Origin of the sequence: Microbacterium sp. ZW T6_19 (assembly GCF_044987465.1) — a bacterium.
GTDB classification, from domain to species: Bacteria; Actinomycetota; Actinomycetes; order Actinomycetales; family Microbacteriaceae; genus Microbacterium; species Microbacterium natoriense_A.
In genome coordinates, this window is record NZ_JBJDRH010000002.1 from 325,778 (window position 1) to 341,039 (window position 15,262).

Genomic DNA, 15,262 nt, shown 5'->3' on the forward strand with positions numbered 1-15,262 from the left:
AGCATCCGTCTTCCGAGGAGCCCGATGAAGATCCACAATCCGTTCCGCACCGCGCTGGTGGCGACGCTCGGCGTGGGCCTGGGCGTGCTGCTCATCGGCAGCGTGCAGACGCTGTCCACGATCATGCTCTACATCGGCACTGCGCTCTTCCTCAGCCTGGGCCTCGATCCGCTCGTCTCGTTCCTCGAACGACGGCGTCTGCCGCGATGGGCGGCCGTCCTCGTCACGATCCTCGCCGTGCTCGGCGTCTTCGCGGGCATCGTGCTGATCATCCTGCCGGTGCTGATCGATCAGATCTCCGACCTGATCGCTCAGATCACCGCGATCGTGGAGCGCGGCAGAGTGCTCGACGATCTGCGCGAGTGGCTGACGGTCACCTTCCCGAATCTCGATGTAGACAAGGTCTTCGCCTACGTCGTGGATTGGCTCGAGACCAACCTCAACGACATCGGCCAGGGTGTGCTCACGGTCAGCGGCGCGGTGCTCAGCGGCCTCTTCGGCACCTTCATCGTGCTCATCCTCACGATCTACCTCACGGCTTCGACGCCGTCGCTCAAGCGAGCCGTGTACCAGCTGGCGCCTGCATCGAAGCGCGAGCGCTTCATCGATCTGGCCGAGCAGATCACCGACTCGGTCGGCTACTACGTGATGGGCCAGGTCACACAGGGCGTGATCAACGGCGTGCTCAGCATGATCTTCCTCTCGATCATCCGCGCGCCGTTCCCGGCCGTGCTCGCCGTCGTGGCCTTCTTCTTCTCGCTGATCCCGCTGGTGGGAACCCTCACCGGCTCGACGATCATCGTGCTGGCGTGCTTGATCCCCGGGCTCGGCTCCCCCGCGACGGCGATCGCCGCGGGCATCTACTACCTGATCTACATGCAGATCGAGGCATACGTCATCTCCCCCCGCATCATGAGCCGTGCCGTGGCAGTCCCGGGCGCGGTCGTCGTCGTCGCTGCCCTCGCCGGCGGCAGCCTGCTGGGTCTTCTGGGAGCGCTGATCGCGATACCCGTCGCGGCCAGCATCCTGATCATCTATCGCCAGGTTCTGATCCCGCGCATGAACGAACGATGAGCCTCAGGCTGCCGGCCAGTGCGTGGGCAGCGGAAGCGCCGACGGGTTCACCGCAGCGACGACCTCGGTGAGGACCCGCCTCGTCTGGCTCTCACCCACCCACAGGTGCTTTCCGCCCTCGACCGCGATCAGCCTGGCATGCGGGATCGATGCGAACCGGGTCTCGGCCTCGGGCGGACGCAGATAGTCGTCGAGCTCCGGTACGAGGACGACGACCTCACGGTCCGACTGAGCCCACGCGGCCACCTCGGCCTCGGTTGCGCGGTGCAGCGGAGGCGACAGGAGGATGATGCCTTCTATGTCGTGCTCGCGACCGTACTTCAGTGCGAGCTCGGTGCCGAAGGACCAGCCGAGCAGCCACGGGCGAGGAAGCGCGCGCTCGCGCACGAACTCCATCGCCGCCGCGACGTCGAACTGCTCGGCCACACCCCCGTCGAACTCTCCGTCGCTCGTGCCCCGCGGAGAGGACGTGCCGCGGGTGTTGAATCTCAGGACTGCGAGGTCCGCCAGCGCCGGAAGACGGGCGGCGGCCTTTCGGAGGATGTGCGAGTCCATGAATCCGCCGGCGGTCGGAAGCGGATGCAGCGTCACGAGCGTCGCGACGGGGTCCGAATCCACCGGCAACGCCAGCTCGCCGACGAGCGTGAGCCCGTCGGACGTCGACAGCTCGATGTCCTCACGACGGGCGGGCAGCTCCAGCGGCCCGCGGATCTCGATGCTCATGCAATCCTCCAGCAGTGCGTGTGCCAATGTCGGCGGGCGGCGAGATCAGCGGCGTCGCCGAGCACGCCGTCGGCCCGCCAGACGACGAGGTGGGCGGTTCCGGACTCGACCGTGCGCCCGCAACCGGGGCAGATGTAGTCTTTCTGCGCCTGAACGGCCGATACCGGCTGCACAGTCCATTCGACGCCACGACGGACTTCGCTGCGCTTCCAGGAGGACAGCAGCCGATCGAGAGAGTCGTCGGGGTCAGGGCGCGACGGACGGCGCTTGCGCGAGCGGGCCATGACCCGCCATCACCACCAGTGGTTCTTGGTCCAGAACGCGTAGGCGCCCGCCCAGCCGCCGTAGCGGCTGGTGGCGTATCCCGTACCCCAGCGGAGATTGTCGACCGGGTCGTACCCGTTGCCGGGGACCTTGCTGCACGGCAGCGCCTGGACGAGACCGCACGCGCCCGACGACTTGTTCGTGGCGTTGGGGTTCCAGCCGCTCTCGTGCGACACGATGTAGTCCACGTAGCCCCAGTCGGACTCGGCGATGCCGGCCGCAGCCATCCACTCGGCTGGTGCTCCGCCGCCCGTGTAGAAGAGGGGTCCCCCTCCCCCTCCACCGCCGCCCGTCGACGCGGGCTTCGCGGTCGGGGTGGGAGTGGGTTTGGGCGTGACGTACACCGAGAACGCGCCGCGATCCGCCGGTGCGATCGCCGCACCGTCGACCGTGACCGTGAGGTCTTGCGTGTCGACGAGAGCGACCGAGTACATCGACTCAGCGACCGCGGCTTCAGGCGGATCTGCCAGGGCGATACCCGTCGGGGCGACGATCGCTGCGGCGAATCCGACCACGGCGACACCGGCGACGACGCCGGCCACGCGGCGACGGACCGTGCCCGCGCGCGGCGACAGCGCGCGCGACGCAGGCAGCGTCGTCACGCTCTTTCGTTCGGAGATCATGTCGTTTCGGGAGTTCACGATGGCTGGCAGTCTACCGGTCGAGCCTGGGATGACCGTGGGAACTCTCAGCGAACGGCCAGGATGACGTCGATAGTCGCGTCCAGAAGCGCGTCGACCTGTTCCTCGCGATAGCCGCCGCGCTGCATGCGGAACGCGGCGGACCTCAGCTGCTCGGCCGTGAGCGGCTCGCCATCGCGCAGGTAGCGCACGATGCGCGTCGCGACGTGATCGACTTCGTCGATCCGGTACCCGAACGTGAGCATCCCGGTACGGGCGAAGCGATGCTTCCTGCGACGCGCAAGGTGATCGAGGATCACCTGCGCCTCTCCCCTGGCCTGCTCCACCCAGGCGCCGGCGCCCTGGCTGCGGACCACACGATCGCGTTCGCGGCCCGCGAGCGCATCCTCGACGCGGCTCAGGGCCGCATCGACCTCGGCCACCACATAACCGTTCTTCACAAGCGGGAACGATGCGATGCGGACGTCGGAGGCCGAAAGGTCGCCGTCGCCCTCGAACGCCTTGCGCGCCGCGGCGAGGAACGTGTCGACCGCAGCGCGGTGATACCCCCGGGTGCGGCCATGAGTCAGCGAGAACGCGGGCGGCGTCTCGTCGGCCTCATCCAGATCGAGAACGTCGTCAGTGGACATCACAGCACCACCCAAGGTGAGAGAAGAAAGTAGAGACACAGCGCGGGGATGGTCGACGGCAGGATGCTGTCGAGCCGGTCGAGCAGACCCCCGTGACCGGGGAGCCAGGAGCTCATGTCCTTGATCCCGATATCGCGTTTGAGCATGGACTCGCCGAGATCCCCCAGCGTCGCCGTGAGGAGGACCGCGACGCCGAAGATCGCTCCGGCCCACCACGGCAGCTCCAGCAGGAACAGCGCGAGCAGGACGCCCGCCGTGATCGAGGCGACCACGGCTCCGGCGAAGCCCTCCCAGGTCTTCTTCGGGCTGATCCGCGGAGCCATCGGATGCTTGCCGAAGGCGAGACCGCTGGCATACGCACCGGTGTCGGCGGCCACCGCGATCGCGATGAAGCCGAGCACCCACCACTGCCCGCCTTCCTGCCGCAGCAGGATCAGTGCGATGGCGGCGAAGAACGGCACGTAGATCTGCACGAAGCCGCCGATCACGGCATCCGCCAGGACGTCGCCGTAGGTGCGGCCGTCCTGTGCGACCATCTGACCCACCAGGCGCCACACGATCACGAAGGCGACGCCGAGGAACAGCAGCGCCCAGACCAGCCAGATCTGCACGAAGTACGCCGGGATCACGATCAGAGCGGCCGACAGCAGCTGCGGCAGGAGATCGATGCGACGACCCGCGCCGCGCAGGGCGAGGGCGAGCTCGTACACGCCCAGAAGAGCGGCGGCCAGGGCCAGCGGAACGAAGAACACCTTGAAGAACAGCAGTGACGCGAGCAGGGCGGCGCCGAAGGCGAGACCGATCGCGATCGCGAGGATGAGATCGCGACCCGTGCGCTGCTTGATCCGCTCGTTCCGCTGCTTTATGCGCTCATTCGCCTGATCGAACTGATCACGCGCATGCGACACGTGGTTCTCGAACTCGCCGCGCGCCGCGCGCCACTGCTCGCGGATCGCGTTGTGCTCCCCCGTGTCCAGCGGGTCGGGCGCATCAGCGGGCAAGGGCGGACGCGGCGGGATGCTCTCGGCATCGAAGCCTGGGAACGCCTCATCGGCCAGCGGCATGCCGCCGTCCGGAGTCGCCGACTCTCGCGCCTCCCGGCGCGTCTGCGGAGTGCCGTCGTCGGCTCCGCGCGAATCGTCGTCGGACATGTCCGATCAGACCTCGAGGAGCTCTGCTTCTTTGCGCTTGAGAGCGTCGTCGATCAGATCGACGTGCTGGCGCGTGAGCGCGTCGAGCTCCTTCTCGCCGCGGGCGATCTCGTCTTCGCCGAGTTCGCTCTTGAGAGCGTCGAGCTCGTCCTTCGCCTTGCGGCGGATGCCGCGGACGTGGACCTTCGCGTCCTCGCCCTTCGCCTTGACGATCTTGACGTACTCCTTGCGACGATCGGCGGTCAGCTCGGGCATCGTGACGCGGACGATGTTGCCGTCGTTCGACGGGTTCGCCCCGAGGTTCGGCATGTCCCGGATCGCCTGCTCGATGGCCTTGAGCGCCGACTTGTCGTAGGGCGTGATGATGAGCGAGCGCGCCTCGGGGTTCGCGAGCGACGCGAGCTGCGCCAGCGGGGTCGGCGTGCCGTAGTAGTCCACCAGAACCTTCTGGAACATCTGGGGGTTCGCGCGGCCGGTGCGGACCGTTGCGAAGTCCTCCTTGGCAGCGTCGACCGCACGCGTCATGCGAGAGGTGGTTTCAGCGAGGACATCCGCGATCACGGTGACTCCTATCGTCGGGGTGTTCTGAAAATTCTATCGGGCGAAGGCTCTGCGACTGGTGAGGTCAGGCCGTGACGAGCGTGCCGATCGGCTCGCCGAGCAGGGCGCGGGTCACGTTGCCGGCCGGCTCCATGCCGAACACGCGCATGTCCATGTTGTTGTCCATGCAGAGGCTGAAGGCGGTGGAGTCGACGACCTTGAGCCCGCGCTGCAGCGCGTCGCGGTAGGTGACGCGTTCGATGCGCTCGGCATCCGCATGCTTGTTCGGGTCGGCGGTGTAGATCGCGTCGACGCCGTTCTTGGCGACGAGCACCTCCTGTGCGCCGATCTCGAGCGCGCGCTGCGCGGCGACCGTGTCGGTGGAGAAGTAGGGCAGCCCCGCGCCGGCGCCGAAGATGACGACGCGCCCCTTCTCCATGTGGCGCTCCGCGCGCCGCGGAATGTACGGCTCGGCGACCTGGGTCATCGAGATCGCCGACTGCACGCGAGTCGGGGCGCCCGCCTGCTCGAGGAAGTCCTGGAGGGCGAGAGCGTTCATCACTGTGCCGAGCATGCCCATGTAATCCGCGCGTCCGCGGTCCATGCCGCGCTGGCTGAGTTCGGCACCGCGGAAGAAGTTGCCTCCGCCGACGACGATCGCGATCTCGACCCGGTCGACGGCCGCGGCGATGTCGCGGGCGATCTGGCTCACGACGTCGGGGTTGACGCCGAGCTGGCCGGCACCGAATGCCTCGCCGGAGAGCTTGAGCAGGACGCGGCGGCGTCCAGTGCGTTCGGTCATGGGTGGTGTCCTCTCATCCCGATTCAAGATAGTGCCTCTTGGGCATGAAGAAGGGGTCCGGATCGAGATGATCCGAACCCCTTCGACGGTGTTACGCGCCGACCTTGAAGCGAGCGAAGTCCGTCACGGTGATACCGGCGTCCTTCGCCACCTGGGCGACGGACAGCTTGTTGTCCTTCGCGTAGTCCTGCTCGAGCAGGGCGACCTGCTTGATGAACGCGGAGACACGGCCTTCGACGATCTTCGGCAGGGCGGCCTCGGGCTTGCCCTCGTTGCGGGAGATCTCGGTGACGATCTCGCGCTCCTTCTCGACGGCGTCCGCGGGGACGTCCTCACGAGACAGGTACGACGGGTTCGCGAACGAGATGTGCTGCGCGATGCTGCGAGCGGTCTCGGCGTCGTCACCCGTGTAGGCGACGACGACGCCGATCTGCGGAGGCAGATCCTTGCTCGTGCGGTGGAGGTAGACCTCGACCTTGTCGCCGGTCACGGTGCGGACCTGGCGCAGCTCGACCTTCTCGCCGATGATCGCGGCCTCTTCCGAGATGACCGTCTCGACGTTCTTGTCTCCGGCCGGAGCTGCCAGAGCAGCCTCGACCGAGTCCGCCTTGACGGCGGCGACAGCGTCGGCGACCTTGTCGGCCAGCGCGATGAAGCGCTCGTTCTTCGCGACGAAGTCGGTCTCGCAGGCGAGCTCGACGAGCGTCACAGCGCCGTCCTGCTCGCGAGCGACGATGAGGCCCTCGCTGGTCGAACGGTCAGCGCGCTTGGCGTTGCCCTTGGCACCCTTGAGACGCAGGATCTCGGTGGCCTTCTCGACGTCGCCGTCGGCCTCCTCGAGCGCCTTCTTGGTGTCGACCATTCCCGTTCCGAGCTGCTCACGCAGCGCCTTGAGGTCGGCGATGGTGAAGTTGGCCATGTGTGGTGGCTCCTTGCTTCGTAGGTGTGTGTGCGTGGTGTACGCGTGGATTACTTGGCGTCGGCGTCGACGGCGGCAGCCTCGACCTCGACGACCTCAGCCTCGGCGGCGGGAGCCTCAGCGACCTCGGCCTCGACAGCCTCGACGACCTCAGCCTCAGCGGCGGGAGCCTCGACGACCTCAGCGGCGGGAGCCTCGACAGCGCCCTCCTCGGCCGGAGCCTCGAGCAGCTCGCGCTCCCAGTCGGCGAGCGGCTCAGCGTCGCCCGTCTCGGGGTTGTGCTTCTGCTGCAGGCCTTCGGCCGCGGCGTCCGCGATGATGCGGGTGAGCAGCGAGACCGAGCGGATCGCGTCGTCGTTGCCGGGGATCGGGTACTGGAAGTCGTCGGGGTCGGCGTTCGTGTCGAGGATGCCGATCACCGGGATGCCGAGCTTCTTGGCCTCATCGATCGCGAGGTGCTCGCGCTTGGCGTCGACGACCCACAGGGCCGACGGCGTCTTGGTGAGGTTGCGGATGCCGCCGAGCGACTTGTGCAGCTTGTCGAGCTCGCGCTTCTTGAGAAGGAGCTCCTTCTTGGTGAAGCCGGAAGCCGCGGGGTTCTCGTAGTCGAGCTCCTCGAGCTCCTTCATGCGGGCGAGACGCTTCGCGATGGTCTGGAAGTTGGTGAGGAGTCCGCCGAGCCAGCGCTGGTTGACGTAAGGCTGGCCGACACGGGTCGCCTGCTCCGCGAGGATCTCCTGCGCCTGCTTCTTCGTGCCGACGAAGAGGATCGTGCCACCGTGGGCGACGGTCTCCTTGACGAAGTCGTAGGCCTTGTCGATGTAACCGAGCGACTGCTGCAGGTCGATGATGTGGATGCCGCTGCGCTCGGTGAGGATGAAGCGCTTCACCTTCGGGTTCCACCGACGGGTCTGGTGTCCGAAGTGCACGCCGCTGTCGAGCAGCTGGCGGATGGTGACCACAGCCATGGTCGTCTCCTTGTTCTGGCGCGTGGCGCCGTTGAGGTTATCGCCGATCGGTCGATCGGACTGCCTGGTGCCCGGCACACGCCCGCCACCTCTGAAGAGGTGGACCTGTGGGAGTGGATGCCGCGACCGGAGTCGCTCTGGGCACGCGTAGTCACCCCGATTTCGAGGTGCTCCCCCAGCATACAGGATGCCGCCGCCTCCGATGCTCTCTGCACAGAGTACGGACTCTGCCGAGTTCTCCCCTGTCTCGGTCGTTCAGGAGCGGGAACGCGCGCGCCGAGTCGGCGGGACGAGAAGGATGACGAGCATGCGACCACCCCCGTGCCTCGGTATCCTCATCGCCCTCGCTCTCTTGCTTCCCCTTGCGGGGTCGTCCTCTGCCGCGGCCTCGACGGCGTCAGCCGCAACGCATGCCGACACCGCGTCGCGCGAAGACGAGACGGGCGACTGGCTATGGCCCGTCGACGGGCCGCACACGGTTGTCGCCGCGTATCGCGCACCGGCGCACGAGTACGGCGCCGGTCACAGAGGCATCGACATAGCGGCCGGTGTCGGTGATCCCGTACGTGCACCCGCAGATGGCGTGGTCGCCTTTCGAGGCACTGTGGTCGATCGTCCGCTGATCACGATCGACCACGAAGGCGGATACGTGACGACCTTCGAGCCGCTGCTCTCGGAGCTGTCGCCGGGCGACGCGGTGACAGCCGGTGACGTGATCGGCACGGTCGACGTCGGCGGGCACTCCGCGCCCGGCACTCTCCACGTGGGCGTGCGTCTCCACGGTGTCTACATCAATCCGCTGCTGCTGTTCGGGGACGTTCCGCGGGCGGTGCTGCTCCCCTGCTGCGGGCCCATCTGAGCAGCAGGGTGCAGACACTGCGGCCGGCTCGCCCTCTCGCCCAAGCGGCTGCGTGCTGCTTGCCCCTGGGCCCGACAGGCTGCGGGGCGTGCTCAGGCTCGTGGATGGGCGAGGCGATAGGTCGCAGTGAGACGCTCGGCCGACACATGCGTGTAGATCTGCGTGGTGCCGAGGCTCGCGTGGCCGAGGATCTCCTGCACGGCGCGCAGATCGGCTCCGCCGTCGAGCAGGTGCGTGGCGGCGGTGTGTCTGAGGGCATGCGGGCCGACCGTGTCCGCGCCGACGAACGGGCCCAGCGCGTCGGCGACCACCGTGTAGACCGTGCGCGGCCCGATGCGTCCGCCCCGCGCCCCGAGGAACACCGCCGCCGGAACGATATCTGCTCTGGCCGCGAACACTGGCCTGCCCCGGGTCAGAAAGGCGCCGACCGCGGTGCGTGCCGGAATCCCGAACGGGACGACACGCTCTTTCGATCCCTTACCGAGCACTCGTGCGGTGCCACGGTCGAGGTCGAGGTCGTCGAGGTCGAGCCCGCATAGCTCCGACACCCGAATGCCTGCGCCGTAGAGAAGCTCGAGGATGGCGTGGTCGCGCAGAGCGACAGGATCGCCTCCGGCCGCCGCATCGCGCCGGGCGTCGAGCAGCGCGGTCATGGCGTCGTGGGACGCGACGGTGGGCAGAGTGCGTCCGCGCTTTGGGGCGATCAGCCGCAGACTCGGATCGTGTGGGATCAAGCCTTCATCCTGTGCCCAGTTGAAGAAGGACCGGGCCGCCGCGGCGCGGCGCGCGAGCGTCGACCGGGCGTCGCCCCGTTGCGTCGCCCGCCACAGCCAGTCGCGCAGCGCCTCGAGATCGACATCCTGCACGTCACGGTGACCGATGCTGTCGCCCAGGTCGCGGAGATCGGCACGGTATGCCCGCACGGTGGCCGGCGACAGGCGCCGCACATGCTGCAGGTGCTCGGCGAACGCCTGAGCCGCGACGAAGAACTCCATCTCCACAGCTTGCCTCGCCGCGTGCCCCCGGATCGGCAGCCTCGCCGCGGCATCGCCGAGCGGTGCGCCGTCGGGCTCACGCAGCGCCCACGCTCCGACGCCACCCGACGCCGGAGCGCGCGACGGCTCCCTCGAGCTCGAGAAGTCCGAGCAGAGCCTCGACTCTCGTCACCGACAGACCGCTGCGGCGCGCGAGTTCCTGAGCCGGAACCGCCGTACGCGTGCTCAAGGCGTCGCGCAGCCGGACCTGCTCGGGGTCGGCGGTGGCATCGCCCTGCGGCATCCCGACGATCGTCTCCCAGAGCTCCCGGATCTCGGCCGTCGTCGTGACGCACCGGGCGTCGTAATCGCGCAGCAGGCGATGGCAGCCGGACGATGTGGCGGACGTCACCGGACCAGGGACAGCGCCGAGCGGGCGACCCAACGAGGCGGCGTGTCCGGCGGTGTTGATCGATCCGCTGCGCCACCCCGCTTCGACGACGACAGTGGCCTGCCCGAGAGCGGCGATCAGCCGGTTGCGGCTGAGGAACCGCCACTTCGTCGGGGCGGTGCCGCACGGCACCTCGCTCACGACGGCACCCTTGACTGCGATCTCGCGGAGCAGGCTCTGATGCCCCTGCGGATATGCGCGGTCCACACCTCCGGCGAGGAGCGCGACGGTGGCTCCGCCGACGCCGAGCGCCGCGCGATGCGCGGCGCCGTCGATGCCGTAAGCGCCACCCGAGATCACGACCGCGCCGCTCCCGGCGAGATCGCCGGCGAACTCTGCGGCGAGCAGATCGCCATAACCGCTCGACGCCCGCGCGCCGACGATCGCGACGTTCCCGCGGTATTGCATCTGATGCAGGATCCGCGTCGTCGTCTGTGTCGGAAACACTATCGTCCCGTTCAATCCACCGCGCAACATTCCGCAGGACGACTTGCGTCCACCCGACGACTTCGCGTTTAATGCATGATTAGAGCGTTATACGGATGGATTGGGTCGTCGATGGGTCGGATTCCGCACGGTGCGTCGTCGCTCTATCTCGCGAGCGGGGTGTCGTTCCTCAACGCCCAAGAAGCTGTCTTCGATGCGATGCTCGAGGGCTGGCGGATGCAGCAGATCGGGGGCCGCCACCTCAAAGAGGACTCGGTTGCTCGCGCGCAAGGCGTGGTGCGGAGATTCGAGGCCTACGCCGGGAAGAAGCCGTGGGAATGGTCGGCGGGCGATTTCGACGAGTGGATGACGCTGCTGGTGTCGCAGAGGCAGGTGGAGGCGTCGACGATTCGGTCGTATCAGGGTGCGGTCCGCACGTTCTGCGACTACATCTGCTCACCGCACTACGGCTGGGTTGCCGAGTGCATGGACCGCTTCGGGACGCATCCGGTTCAGGTCTGTCATGAATGGAACACGCTCGCTCATCTGCAGGACTACGAGGGCAAGCCCGGCCGACGCCCGCTGACCAGGTCTGAGTTGCAGCGTCTCTTGGACCATGCGGATGCGGAGGTGTCGCGGTTGCTGGATGAGCACCGCAAGGGTGCTTTGCCGGCGTTCCGCGATGCGACGCTCTTCAAGGTTGTCTACGCCTGGGGCATGCGTGCGAGCGAGGCGGTCGGGCTGGACATCACCGATTTCTACAGGAACCCGAAAGCCCCGCAGTTCGGGGAGTTCGGGGTGATGCAGATCCGTCATGGGAAGTCCTCGCGCGGCGGGCCACCGAAGCGGCGCGCTGTCGTGACGTTGTTCGATTGGGCGGTCGACGCGCTCCAGGAGTATGTCGAACAGGTGCGCCCGCTGATGGTCCGGGATGGCTCGACGGCGCTCTGGCTCTCGGAACGCGGCACGAGGCTCCGCGCTCGAGAGCTCTCGTCGCGGTTCGCCGCCTACCGGACGGTGCTGGGTTTGGACGAGGTGCTGACGCCGCACGCGTTGCGTCATTCCTACGTGACGCATCTGATCGAATCGGGCGTCGATCCCACGTTCGTGCAACGTCAGGTCGGGCATCTGCACCAGTCGACGACGGCGCTTTACACGGGGGTGAGCGCGGACTACATGAACACGATGATGGGCCAGGCGATTGAACGGACACGGTTGCGGCCGAGTGATGAGGAAGGAGCAGGGCGATGAGACTGATCGGGTTTGAGTGGCGGCTGCGGGAGGTGATGGCGGCGGCGGGGATGTTCTCCACGACGAAGCTGGTTCCTCTGCTGGAAGAGCGCGGCGTCTACTTGTCGACGAGCCAGGTCTACCGGCTCGCGGCGGAGAAGCCGGAGCGGATGAACATGCAGGCTCTGGTCGCGCTGCTGGACATCTTTGACTGCACGTTCGAAGAGCTCGCGCCCCGTGTCGTTCTCGGCGGCGCGGTCGCGGCAACGGGCACCGCCGATGTTGCGCCGGAGCAGGGCGACTCGGCGACGAACCGTCTCCGGGAGTCCGGTTTGAAGCCGCGCAGGGCCCGGATTCTTCCGCCGGATGCTTGACCCGGTCTTCGCCGCGCTGACCGCACAGATCGCAGCCGTCGAACGCACGATCCCCTACGAGCGGATCTTGGAGGTCGTCGTCGGGTCGTTCCGGCAGTTACCTGTCGCTCGCCGGACTCTTGACCTCGTGACTGCGTCACCGGGGCTGCTCACGGCCGCGGACCCGCGGACTCCGCCGGCGCTCGCGAGCCTGCTGTTTCGACTTCACGAGGCGGGAGCGCACACCATTCAGCCGCCGGGGTGCGCCCAGTGCGGAGAGCAGCGGAAGCTCCTGCAGGTGACATCCACGGGGAGGATCTGCGCGCGCTGCGTTCGCCGGCTCGCTGCCAGGACCGGACGTTGCGATCGTTGCGGTCAGACGCGCAGCCTGCAGGCCGGGCACGGCGAGACTGAGTACTGCAAGCGGTGCTGGGTCGACATGAAGGCTGACGCGGCCGACCGGATCATTGAAGAGGTGCGCCTGCATCGCCGCGTCGCGACCGCGATCATCCGGCACGCGCTCGAGCAGATGGCGTCGGCTGGCCGAGACCGCCGCGTCCGACTCATGATCGAGTTGCGGGCTCATGGCCTGGACTGGTTCGCGGATCCCGCGGTCGGATCGGTTCTGTTCGGCACCTTCTACGATCTGCTGCACCAGCAGGGCGCACGGCTCCCGGAGCGCCGCTGCGGAGGTTGCGGGACCACGCGCACACTCACCGAACGCGTCGACGGGCGGGTGAGCTGCCGGCGCTGTTACCGGATTGCACACCACAGCCGCTGCGACAGCTGCGGTGACGTCACCAACTTGGAGCGGCTGCTCTCGGATGGTCGCCGGATCTGCCAACGTTGCACGAACAAGCTCCCCGACGAGAACGCCGTCTGCGTGCGCTGCGGGAACCATCGCCTGATCGCCTACCGGAGCCCTGACGGCCCGCTCTGTTCGACCTGTCGGGCCTCCTCCCAGCTGGACACCTGCACGGTCTGCGGGGAGATCACAGCCTGCTTGTTCCATGGCAGCGAGAAAGCGATCTGCAAGCCCTGCAGTGACGAGGCGAGCGTCGACATCTGCACGATCTGCGGGAACGAGCGGCAATGCCGCTGGCCCGGCACCGCACGCGCAGCCTGCGAACAGTGCTCCAACCCGCGCGAGCCCTGCGTGAGCTGCGGGGAGGTCCGACTGCGCCACCGACGCGCCGAAGACGGCTCCGGATACCTCTGCTTTGCCTGCGTCGCACCGATCATCGAGACCTGCACGAGCTGCGGCGACGACCGGATCGTGAACGGTCGGATCGGGGGTCGCCCGTTCTGCCCGCTCTGCTATCCCCGCCAACCGGAGTCCTTCCGCCCCTGCACCAGCTGCGGGACTGTCACAAGGTTGATCGCGAAGCTCTGCCCACGCTGCCGCGCCGACCAGATGATCCGCGAGATGATCCCCGACGACCTCGCGGCGTCCGACACTCGCATCGCCCACCTGCGAGAGCGATGGTTCCAGGGCGCGCCGTCGAAGATCATCCACGCCTTCGAGCGCGGCACCGTCGCCTGCACCCTGATCACCCGGGTGCTCACAGACCCGACCCTGCGCACCCACGCCTACCTCGACCAGGCCGGCTCCGAATACCAGACTCGAGCAGTGCGGTCCGTGCTCATCGACCACGAGATGCTTCCGCCCCGAGACGAACTGCTCGCCCGGTTCGAGCTTTGGCTCCCCAATGCGCTGGCGGAGATCCCCGACCCAGGCGAGCGACGCACCGTCACCCAATACGCGCGCTGGCGGCACCTTCGCGCGCTACGACGGAACACGATGCCCTCCCGCTCCGGGCAGTTGTCATGGCGGCGGATCGAGATCATGGGGATCATCGAACTCCTGGGCTGGATCCACTCCCGAGGAGGCTCTCTCGCATCCCTGACCCAGGCGGACGTCGACGAATGGCTCACCGGCGGCACCCGTCCGTTCCTTCACCACTTCCTGAAATGGGCCGGACGAGACGGCACGTCCCGACGACTCGTCGCCCCCAGGCCGCCGTCAGGAAGACTGAATCCGCAGGCGATGAGCGACGACGAACGCTGGCGGCTGTTCGCCGACGTCACCTCCGACGCCTCCATCGATCCGCACACGAAGTTCGCCGCGGGGCTGATGCTGATGTTCGGCATCCGGGCAGCGAAGATCGTCCAGCTGCGCGCCGAGGACGTCACCGTGACCGAGGAGACCGTGCTTGTCCGTCTCGGGGCGGAACCTCTCGTGCTTCCCGCTGAGCTCGCGCCGGCTGCGGTCGGAGCAGCCAGTAACCGCACCGCGCCCCGGATGTTCGTGGAGAGTATCGAGCAGGAGTGGGTCTATCCAGGAGCCCGCGCCGGCCACCACATGGCCCCGGACACGCTCAATGCGCGGCTCCGCGCCGTCGGCATCCCGCCGCGGCTGGCGCGCACCAGCGCGTTGATCGCTCTTGCGCAGGAACTCCCACCCGTCGTGCTCAGCCGGCTGACCGGACTGGACATCACCTCGGCGATCGCGTGGTCCAACGCGATCGGCGCGAACAGCAACGCCTACGCCGCCGCGGTCCTCGAACGGATCGGCATGCCCATCCCGATCCTCTGACGGTGAAGCGAACACCCCTACTGGCCGGCTACGCGGATCCGAGGACGGCGGCGACCTAACCCAACGCCTCCGACATGAGCCGGTCTGGCTCTGCCCAACACACGGACCCATCGATTGCCCCGAAGACCCTCTCGCGGACCCCCAATAGCGCCACAGCGAATAGTGCGGGTACTAATCGCCCGGCGATGGCCTTTCGCCTGCGGGGAGAAAAACTACAGGTATCGGCAGACCTGGTCCGGGCTGCATGTGTCGGGGTCCGGGTGCGCGGCGTCGTGCCTGAGGTCGGCGATGGTGTCGTGCAAGGCGGTGAGTTGGGCGATCTGCTGCTCGATCTCGCTCAGGCGCGCGTCGAGGAGGTCGCGCACGTGCGCGCAGGGCGCGTGTCCGCTGTCGCGGATGTCGAGGATCTGGCGGATCTGAGCGAGGGTGAGGCCTGCGGCCTGGCCACGGTGAACGAAGTCGATCCGGGCGACGGCGTCGGGCGCGTAGTCGCGGTACCCGGACGGCGTCCGGTCGGCCGTGGGCAGCAGGCCCTGCTCCTCGTAGAACCGGAGGGTCTTCGCGGTGGTGCCCGCGCGTTCGGCGAGTTCTCCGATGCGCAT

Annotated in this window: 17 protein-coding genes; 5 read left to right on the top strand and 12 right to left on the bottom strand. The window is 67.8% G+C overall.

Features of this window, described 5'->3' with window-relative positions; all coding sequences use genetic code 11:
• Positions 1-24: 24 nt before the first annotated feature.
• On the top strand, positions 25-1,074 hold the full coding sequence (locus tag ACI3KT_RS04030) for an AI-2E family transporter (protein ID WP_292908916.1): 1,050 nt from the start codon (positions 25-27) through the stop codon (positions 1,072-1,074).
• Positions 1,075-1,077: 3 nt separating this feature from the next.
• Here ACI3KT_RS04030 and ACI3KT_RS04035 read toward each other — a convergent pair whose 3' ends face one another.
• From ACI3KT_RS04035 to rpsB, 9 genes are all read right to left on the bottom strand, one after another.
• Positions 1,078-1,797: an alpha/beta hydrolase gene (locus tag ACI3KT_RS04035; protein WP_404902703.1), complete on the bottom strand. Its 720-nt coding sequence runs from the start codon at positions 1,795-1,797 to the stop codon at positions 1,078-1,080.
• The gene (locus ACI3KT_RS04040; protein ID WP_292908920.1) at positions 1,794-2,081 is read right to left on the bottom strand and encodes a hypothetical protein; all 288 of its coding nucleotides are present in this window, start codon (positions 2,079-2,081) and stop codon (positions 1,794-1,796) included. Before ACI3KT_RS04040 ends, ACI3KT_RS04035 begins: the two co-directional genes overlap by 4 nt.
• A gap of 9 nt (positions 2,082-2,090) precedes the next feature.
• Entirely contained in the window at positions 2,091-2,744 is a 654-nt protein-coding gene (locus ACI3KT_RS04045) for a transglycosylase SLT domain-containing protein (protein ID WP_404902704.1), read from the bottom strand.
• Between the two features lie 65 nt (positions 2,745-2,809).
• Complete coding sequence (locus ACI3KT_RS04050; RefSeq protein WP_292908924.1) at positions 2,810-3,391, bottom strand: DivIVA domain-containing protein; 582 nt, start codon at positions 3,389-3,391, stop codon at positions 2,810-2,812.
• Positions 3,391-4,542 (bottom strand): phosphatidate cytidylyltransferase, encoded by a 1,152-nt coding sequence (locus ACI3KT_RS04055; protein ID WP_307296622.1) that lies wholly within the window; start codon positions 4,540-4,542, stop codon positions 3,391-3,393. The genes ACI3KT_RS04050 and ACI3KT_RS04055 overlap by 1 nt, the downstream gene beginning before the upstream one ends.
• A 6-nt stretch (positions 4,543-4,548) precedes the next feature.
• Positions 4,549-5,103 (bottom strand): ribosome recycling factor, encoded by a 555-nt coding sequence (gene frr, locus ACI3KT_RS04060; protein ID WP_292908928.1) that lies wholly within the window; start codon positions 5,101-5,103, stop codon positions 4,549-4,551.
• Between the two features lie 64 nt (positions 5,104-5,167).
• Entirely contained in the window at positions 5,168-5,884 is a 717-nt protein-coding gene (gene pyrH / locus ACI3KT_RS04065) for a UMP kinase (protein WP_045258661.1), read from the bottom strand.
• A 91-nt stretch (positions 5,885-5,975) separates the two neighbouring features.
• Positions 5,976-6,803 (bottom strand): translation elongation factor Ts, encoded by an 828-nt coding sequence (tsf, locus tag ACI3KT_RS04070; RefSeq protein WP_292908934.1) that lies wholly within the window; start codon positions 6,801-6,803, stop codon positions 5,976-5,978.
• Between the two features lie 50 nt (positions 6,804-6,853).
• Entirely contained in the window at positions 6,854-7,771 is a 918-nt protein-coding gene (gene rpsB / locus ACI3KT_RS04075) for a 30S ribosomal protein S2 (RefSeq protein WP_307296616.1), read from the bottom strand.
• Positions 7,772-8,078: 307 nt separating this feature from the next.
• Between rpsB and ACI3KT_RS04080 the strand changes: the two genes are divergently transcribed.
• A complete protein-coding gene (locus tag ACI3KT_RS04080) occupies positions 8,079-8,630 on the top strand; it encodes a murein hydrolase activator EnvC family protein (protein WP_404902706.1) in 552 nt (183 codons plus the stop codon).
• Positions 8,631-8,722: 92 nt separating this feature from the next.
• On the opposite strand, the gene ACI3KT_RS04085 is transcribed toward ACI3KT_RS04080, so the two are convergent.
• On the bottom strand, positions 8,723-9,625 hold the full coding sequence (locus ACI3KT_RS04085; protein ID WP_404902707.1) for a tyrosine recombinase XerC: 903 nt from the start codon (positions 9,623-9,625) through the stop codon (positions 8,723-8,725).
• A 76-nt stretch (positions 9,626-9,701) separates the two neighbouring features.
• Positions 9,702-10,463, bottom strand: coding sequence for a DNA-processing protein DprA (locus tag ACI3KT_RS04090; RefSeq protein ID WP_404902709.1), 762 nt, complete (start codon positions 10,461-10,463; stop codon positions 9,702-9,704).
• A gap of 150 nt (positions 10,464-10,613) precedes the next feature.
• Here ACI3KT_RS04090 and ACI3KT_RS04095 point away from each other — a divergent pair, with 150 nt between their 5' ends.
• The 3 genes from ACI3KT_RS04095 (at position 10,614) to ACI3KT_RS04105 (ending at position 14,660) form a co-directional block, all read left to right on the top strand.
• Positions 10,614-11,732 carry a tyrosine-type recombinase/integrase gene (locus ACI3KT_RS04095; RefSeq protein ID WP_230113526.1) on the top strand — a complete coding sequence of 373 codons (1,119 nt, stop codon included), beginning with the start codon at positions 10,614-10,616 and terminating at the stop codon, positions 11,730-11,732.
• Positions 11,729-12,085, top strand: a complete 357-nt coding sequence (locus ACI3KT_RS04100) for a helix-turn-helix transcriptional regulator (protein WP_230113527.1) — start codon at positions 11,729-11,731, stop codon at positions 12,083-12,085. Before ACI3KT_RS04095 ends, ACI3KT_RS04100 begins: the two co-directional genes overlap by 4 nt.
• A gap of 277 nt (positions 12,086-12,362) precedes the next feature.
• Positions 12,363-14,660, top strand: coding sequence for a hypothetical protein (locus tag ACI3KT_RS04105; RefSeq protein WP_404902711.1), 2,298 nt, complete (start codon positions 12,363-12,365; stop codon positions 14,658-14,660).
• A 212-nt stretch (positions 14,661-14,872) separates the two neighbouring features.
• Here ACI3KT_RS04105 and ACI3KT_RS04110 read toward each other — a convergent pair whose 3' ends face one another.
• Complete coding sequence (locus ACI3KT_RS04110; protein WP_230113529.1) at positions 14,873-15,262, bottom strand: heavy metal-responsive transcriptional regulator; 390 nt, start codon at positions 15,260-15,262, stop codon at positions 14,873-14,875.

What these genes read in the sequence shown, in the direction of transcription:
- ACI3KT_RS04040 (WP_292908920.1), bottom strand. Translation starts at nt 2,081, where the DNA reads ATGGCCCGCTCGCGCAAGCGCCGTCCGTCGCGCCCTGACCCCGACGAC.
- ACI3KT_RS04080 (WP_404902706.1), top strand. Translation starts at nt 8,079, where the DNA reads ATGCGACCACCCCCGTGCCTCGGTATCCTCATCGCCCTCGCTCTCTTG.
- ACI3KT_RS04030 (WP_292908916.1), top strand. Translation starts at nt 25, where the DNA reads ATGAAGATCCACAATCCGTTCCGCACCGCGCTGGTGGCGACGCTCGGC.
- ACI3KT_RS04045 (WP_404902704.1), bottom strand. Translation starts at nt 2,744, where the DNA reads ATGATCTCCGAACGAAAGAGCGTGACGACGCTGCCTGCGTCGCGCGCG.
- ACI3KT_RS04035 (WP_404902703.1), bottom strand. Translation starts at nt 1,797, where the DNA reads ATGAGCATCGAGATCCGCGGGCCGCTGGAGCTGCCCGCCCGTCGTGAG.
- ACI3KT_RS04050 (WP_292908924.1), bottom strand. Translation starts at nt 3,391, where the DNA reads ATGTCCACTGACGACGTTCTCGATCTGGATGAGGCCGACGAGACGCCG.
- ACI3KT_RS04090 (WP_404902709.1), bottom strand. Translation starts at nt 10,463, where the DNA reads ATGCAATACCGCGGGAACGTCGCGATCGTCGGCGCGCGGGCGTCGAGC.
- rpsB (WP_307296616.1), bottom strand. Translation starts at nt 7,771, where the DNA reads ATGGCTGTGGTCACCATCCGCCAGCTGCTCGACAGCGGCGTGCACTTC.
- pyrH (WP_045258661.1), bottom strand. Translation starts at nt 5,884, where the DNA reads ATGACCGAACGCACTGGACGCCGCCGCGTCCTGCTCAAGCTCTCCGGC.
- ACI3KT_RS04085 (WP_404902707.1), bottom strand. Translation starts at nt 9,625, where the DNA reads ATGGAGTTCTTCGTCGCGGCTCAGGCGTTCGCCGAGCACCTGCAGCAT.
- ACI3KT_RS04110 (WP_230113529.1), bottom strand. Translation starts at nt 15,262, where the DNA reads ATGCGCATCGGAGAACTCGCCGAACGCGCGGGCACCACCGCGAAGACC.
- ACI3KT_RS04100 (WP_230113527.1), top strand. Translation starts at nt 11,729, where the DNA reads ATGAGACTGATCGGGTTTGAGTGGCGGCTGCGGGAGGTGATGGCGGCG.
- tsf (WP_292908934.1), bottom strand. Translation starts at nt 6,803, where the DNA reads ATGGCCAACTTCACCATCGCCGACCTCAAGGCGCTGCGTGAGCAGCTC.
- ACI3KT_RS04095 (WP_230113526.1), top strand. Translation starts at nt 10,614, where the DNA reads ATGGGTCGGATTCCGCACGGTGCGTCGTCGCTCTATCTCGCGAGCGGG.
- ACI3KT_RS04055 (WP_307296622.1), bottom strand. Translation starts at nt 4,542, where the DNA reads ATGTCCGACGACGATTCGCGCGGAGCCGACGACGGCACTCCGCAGACG.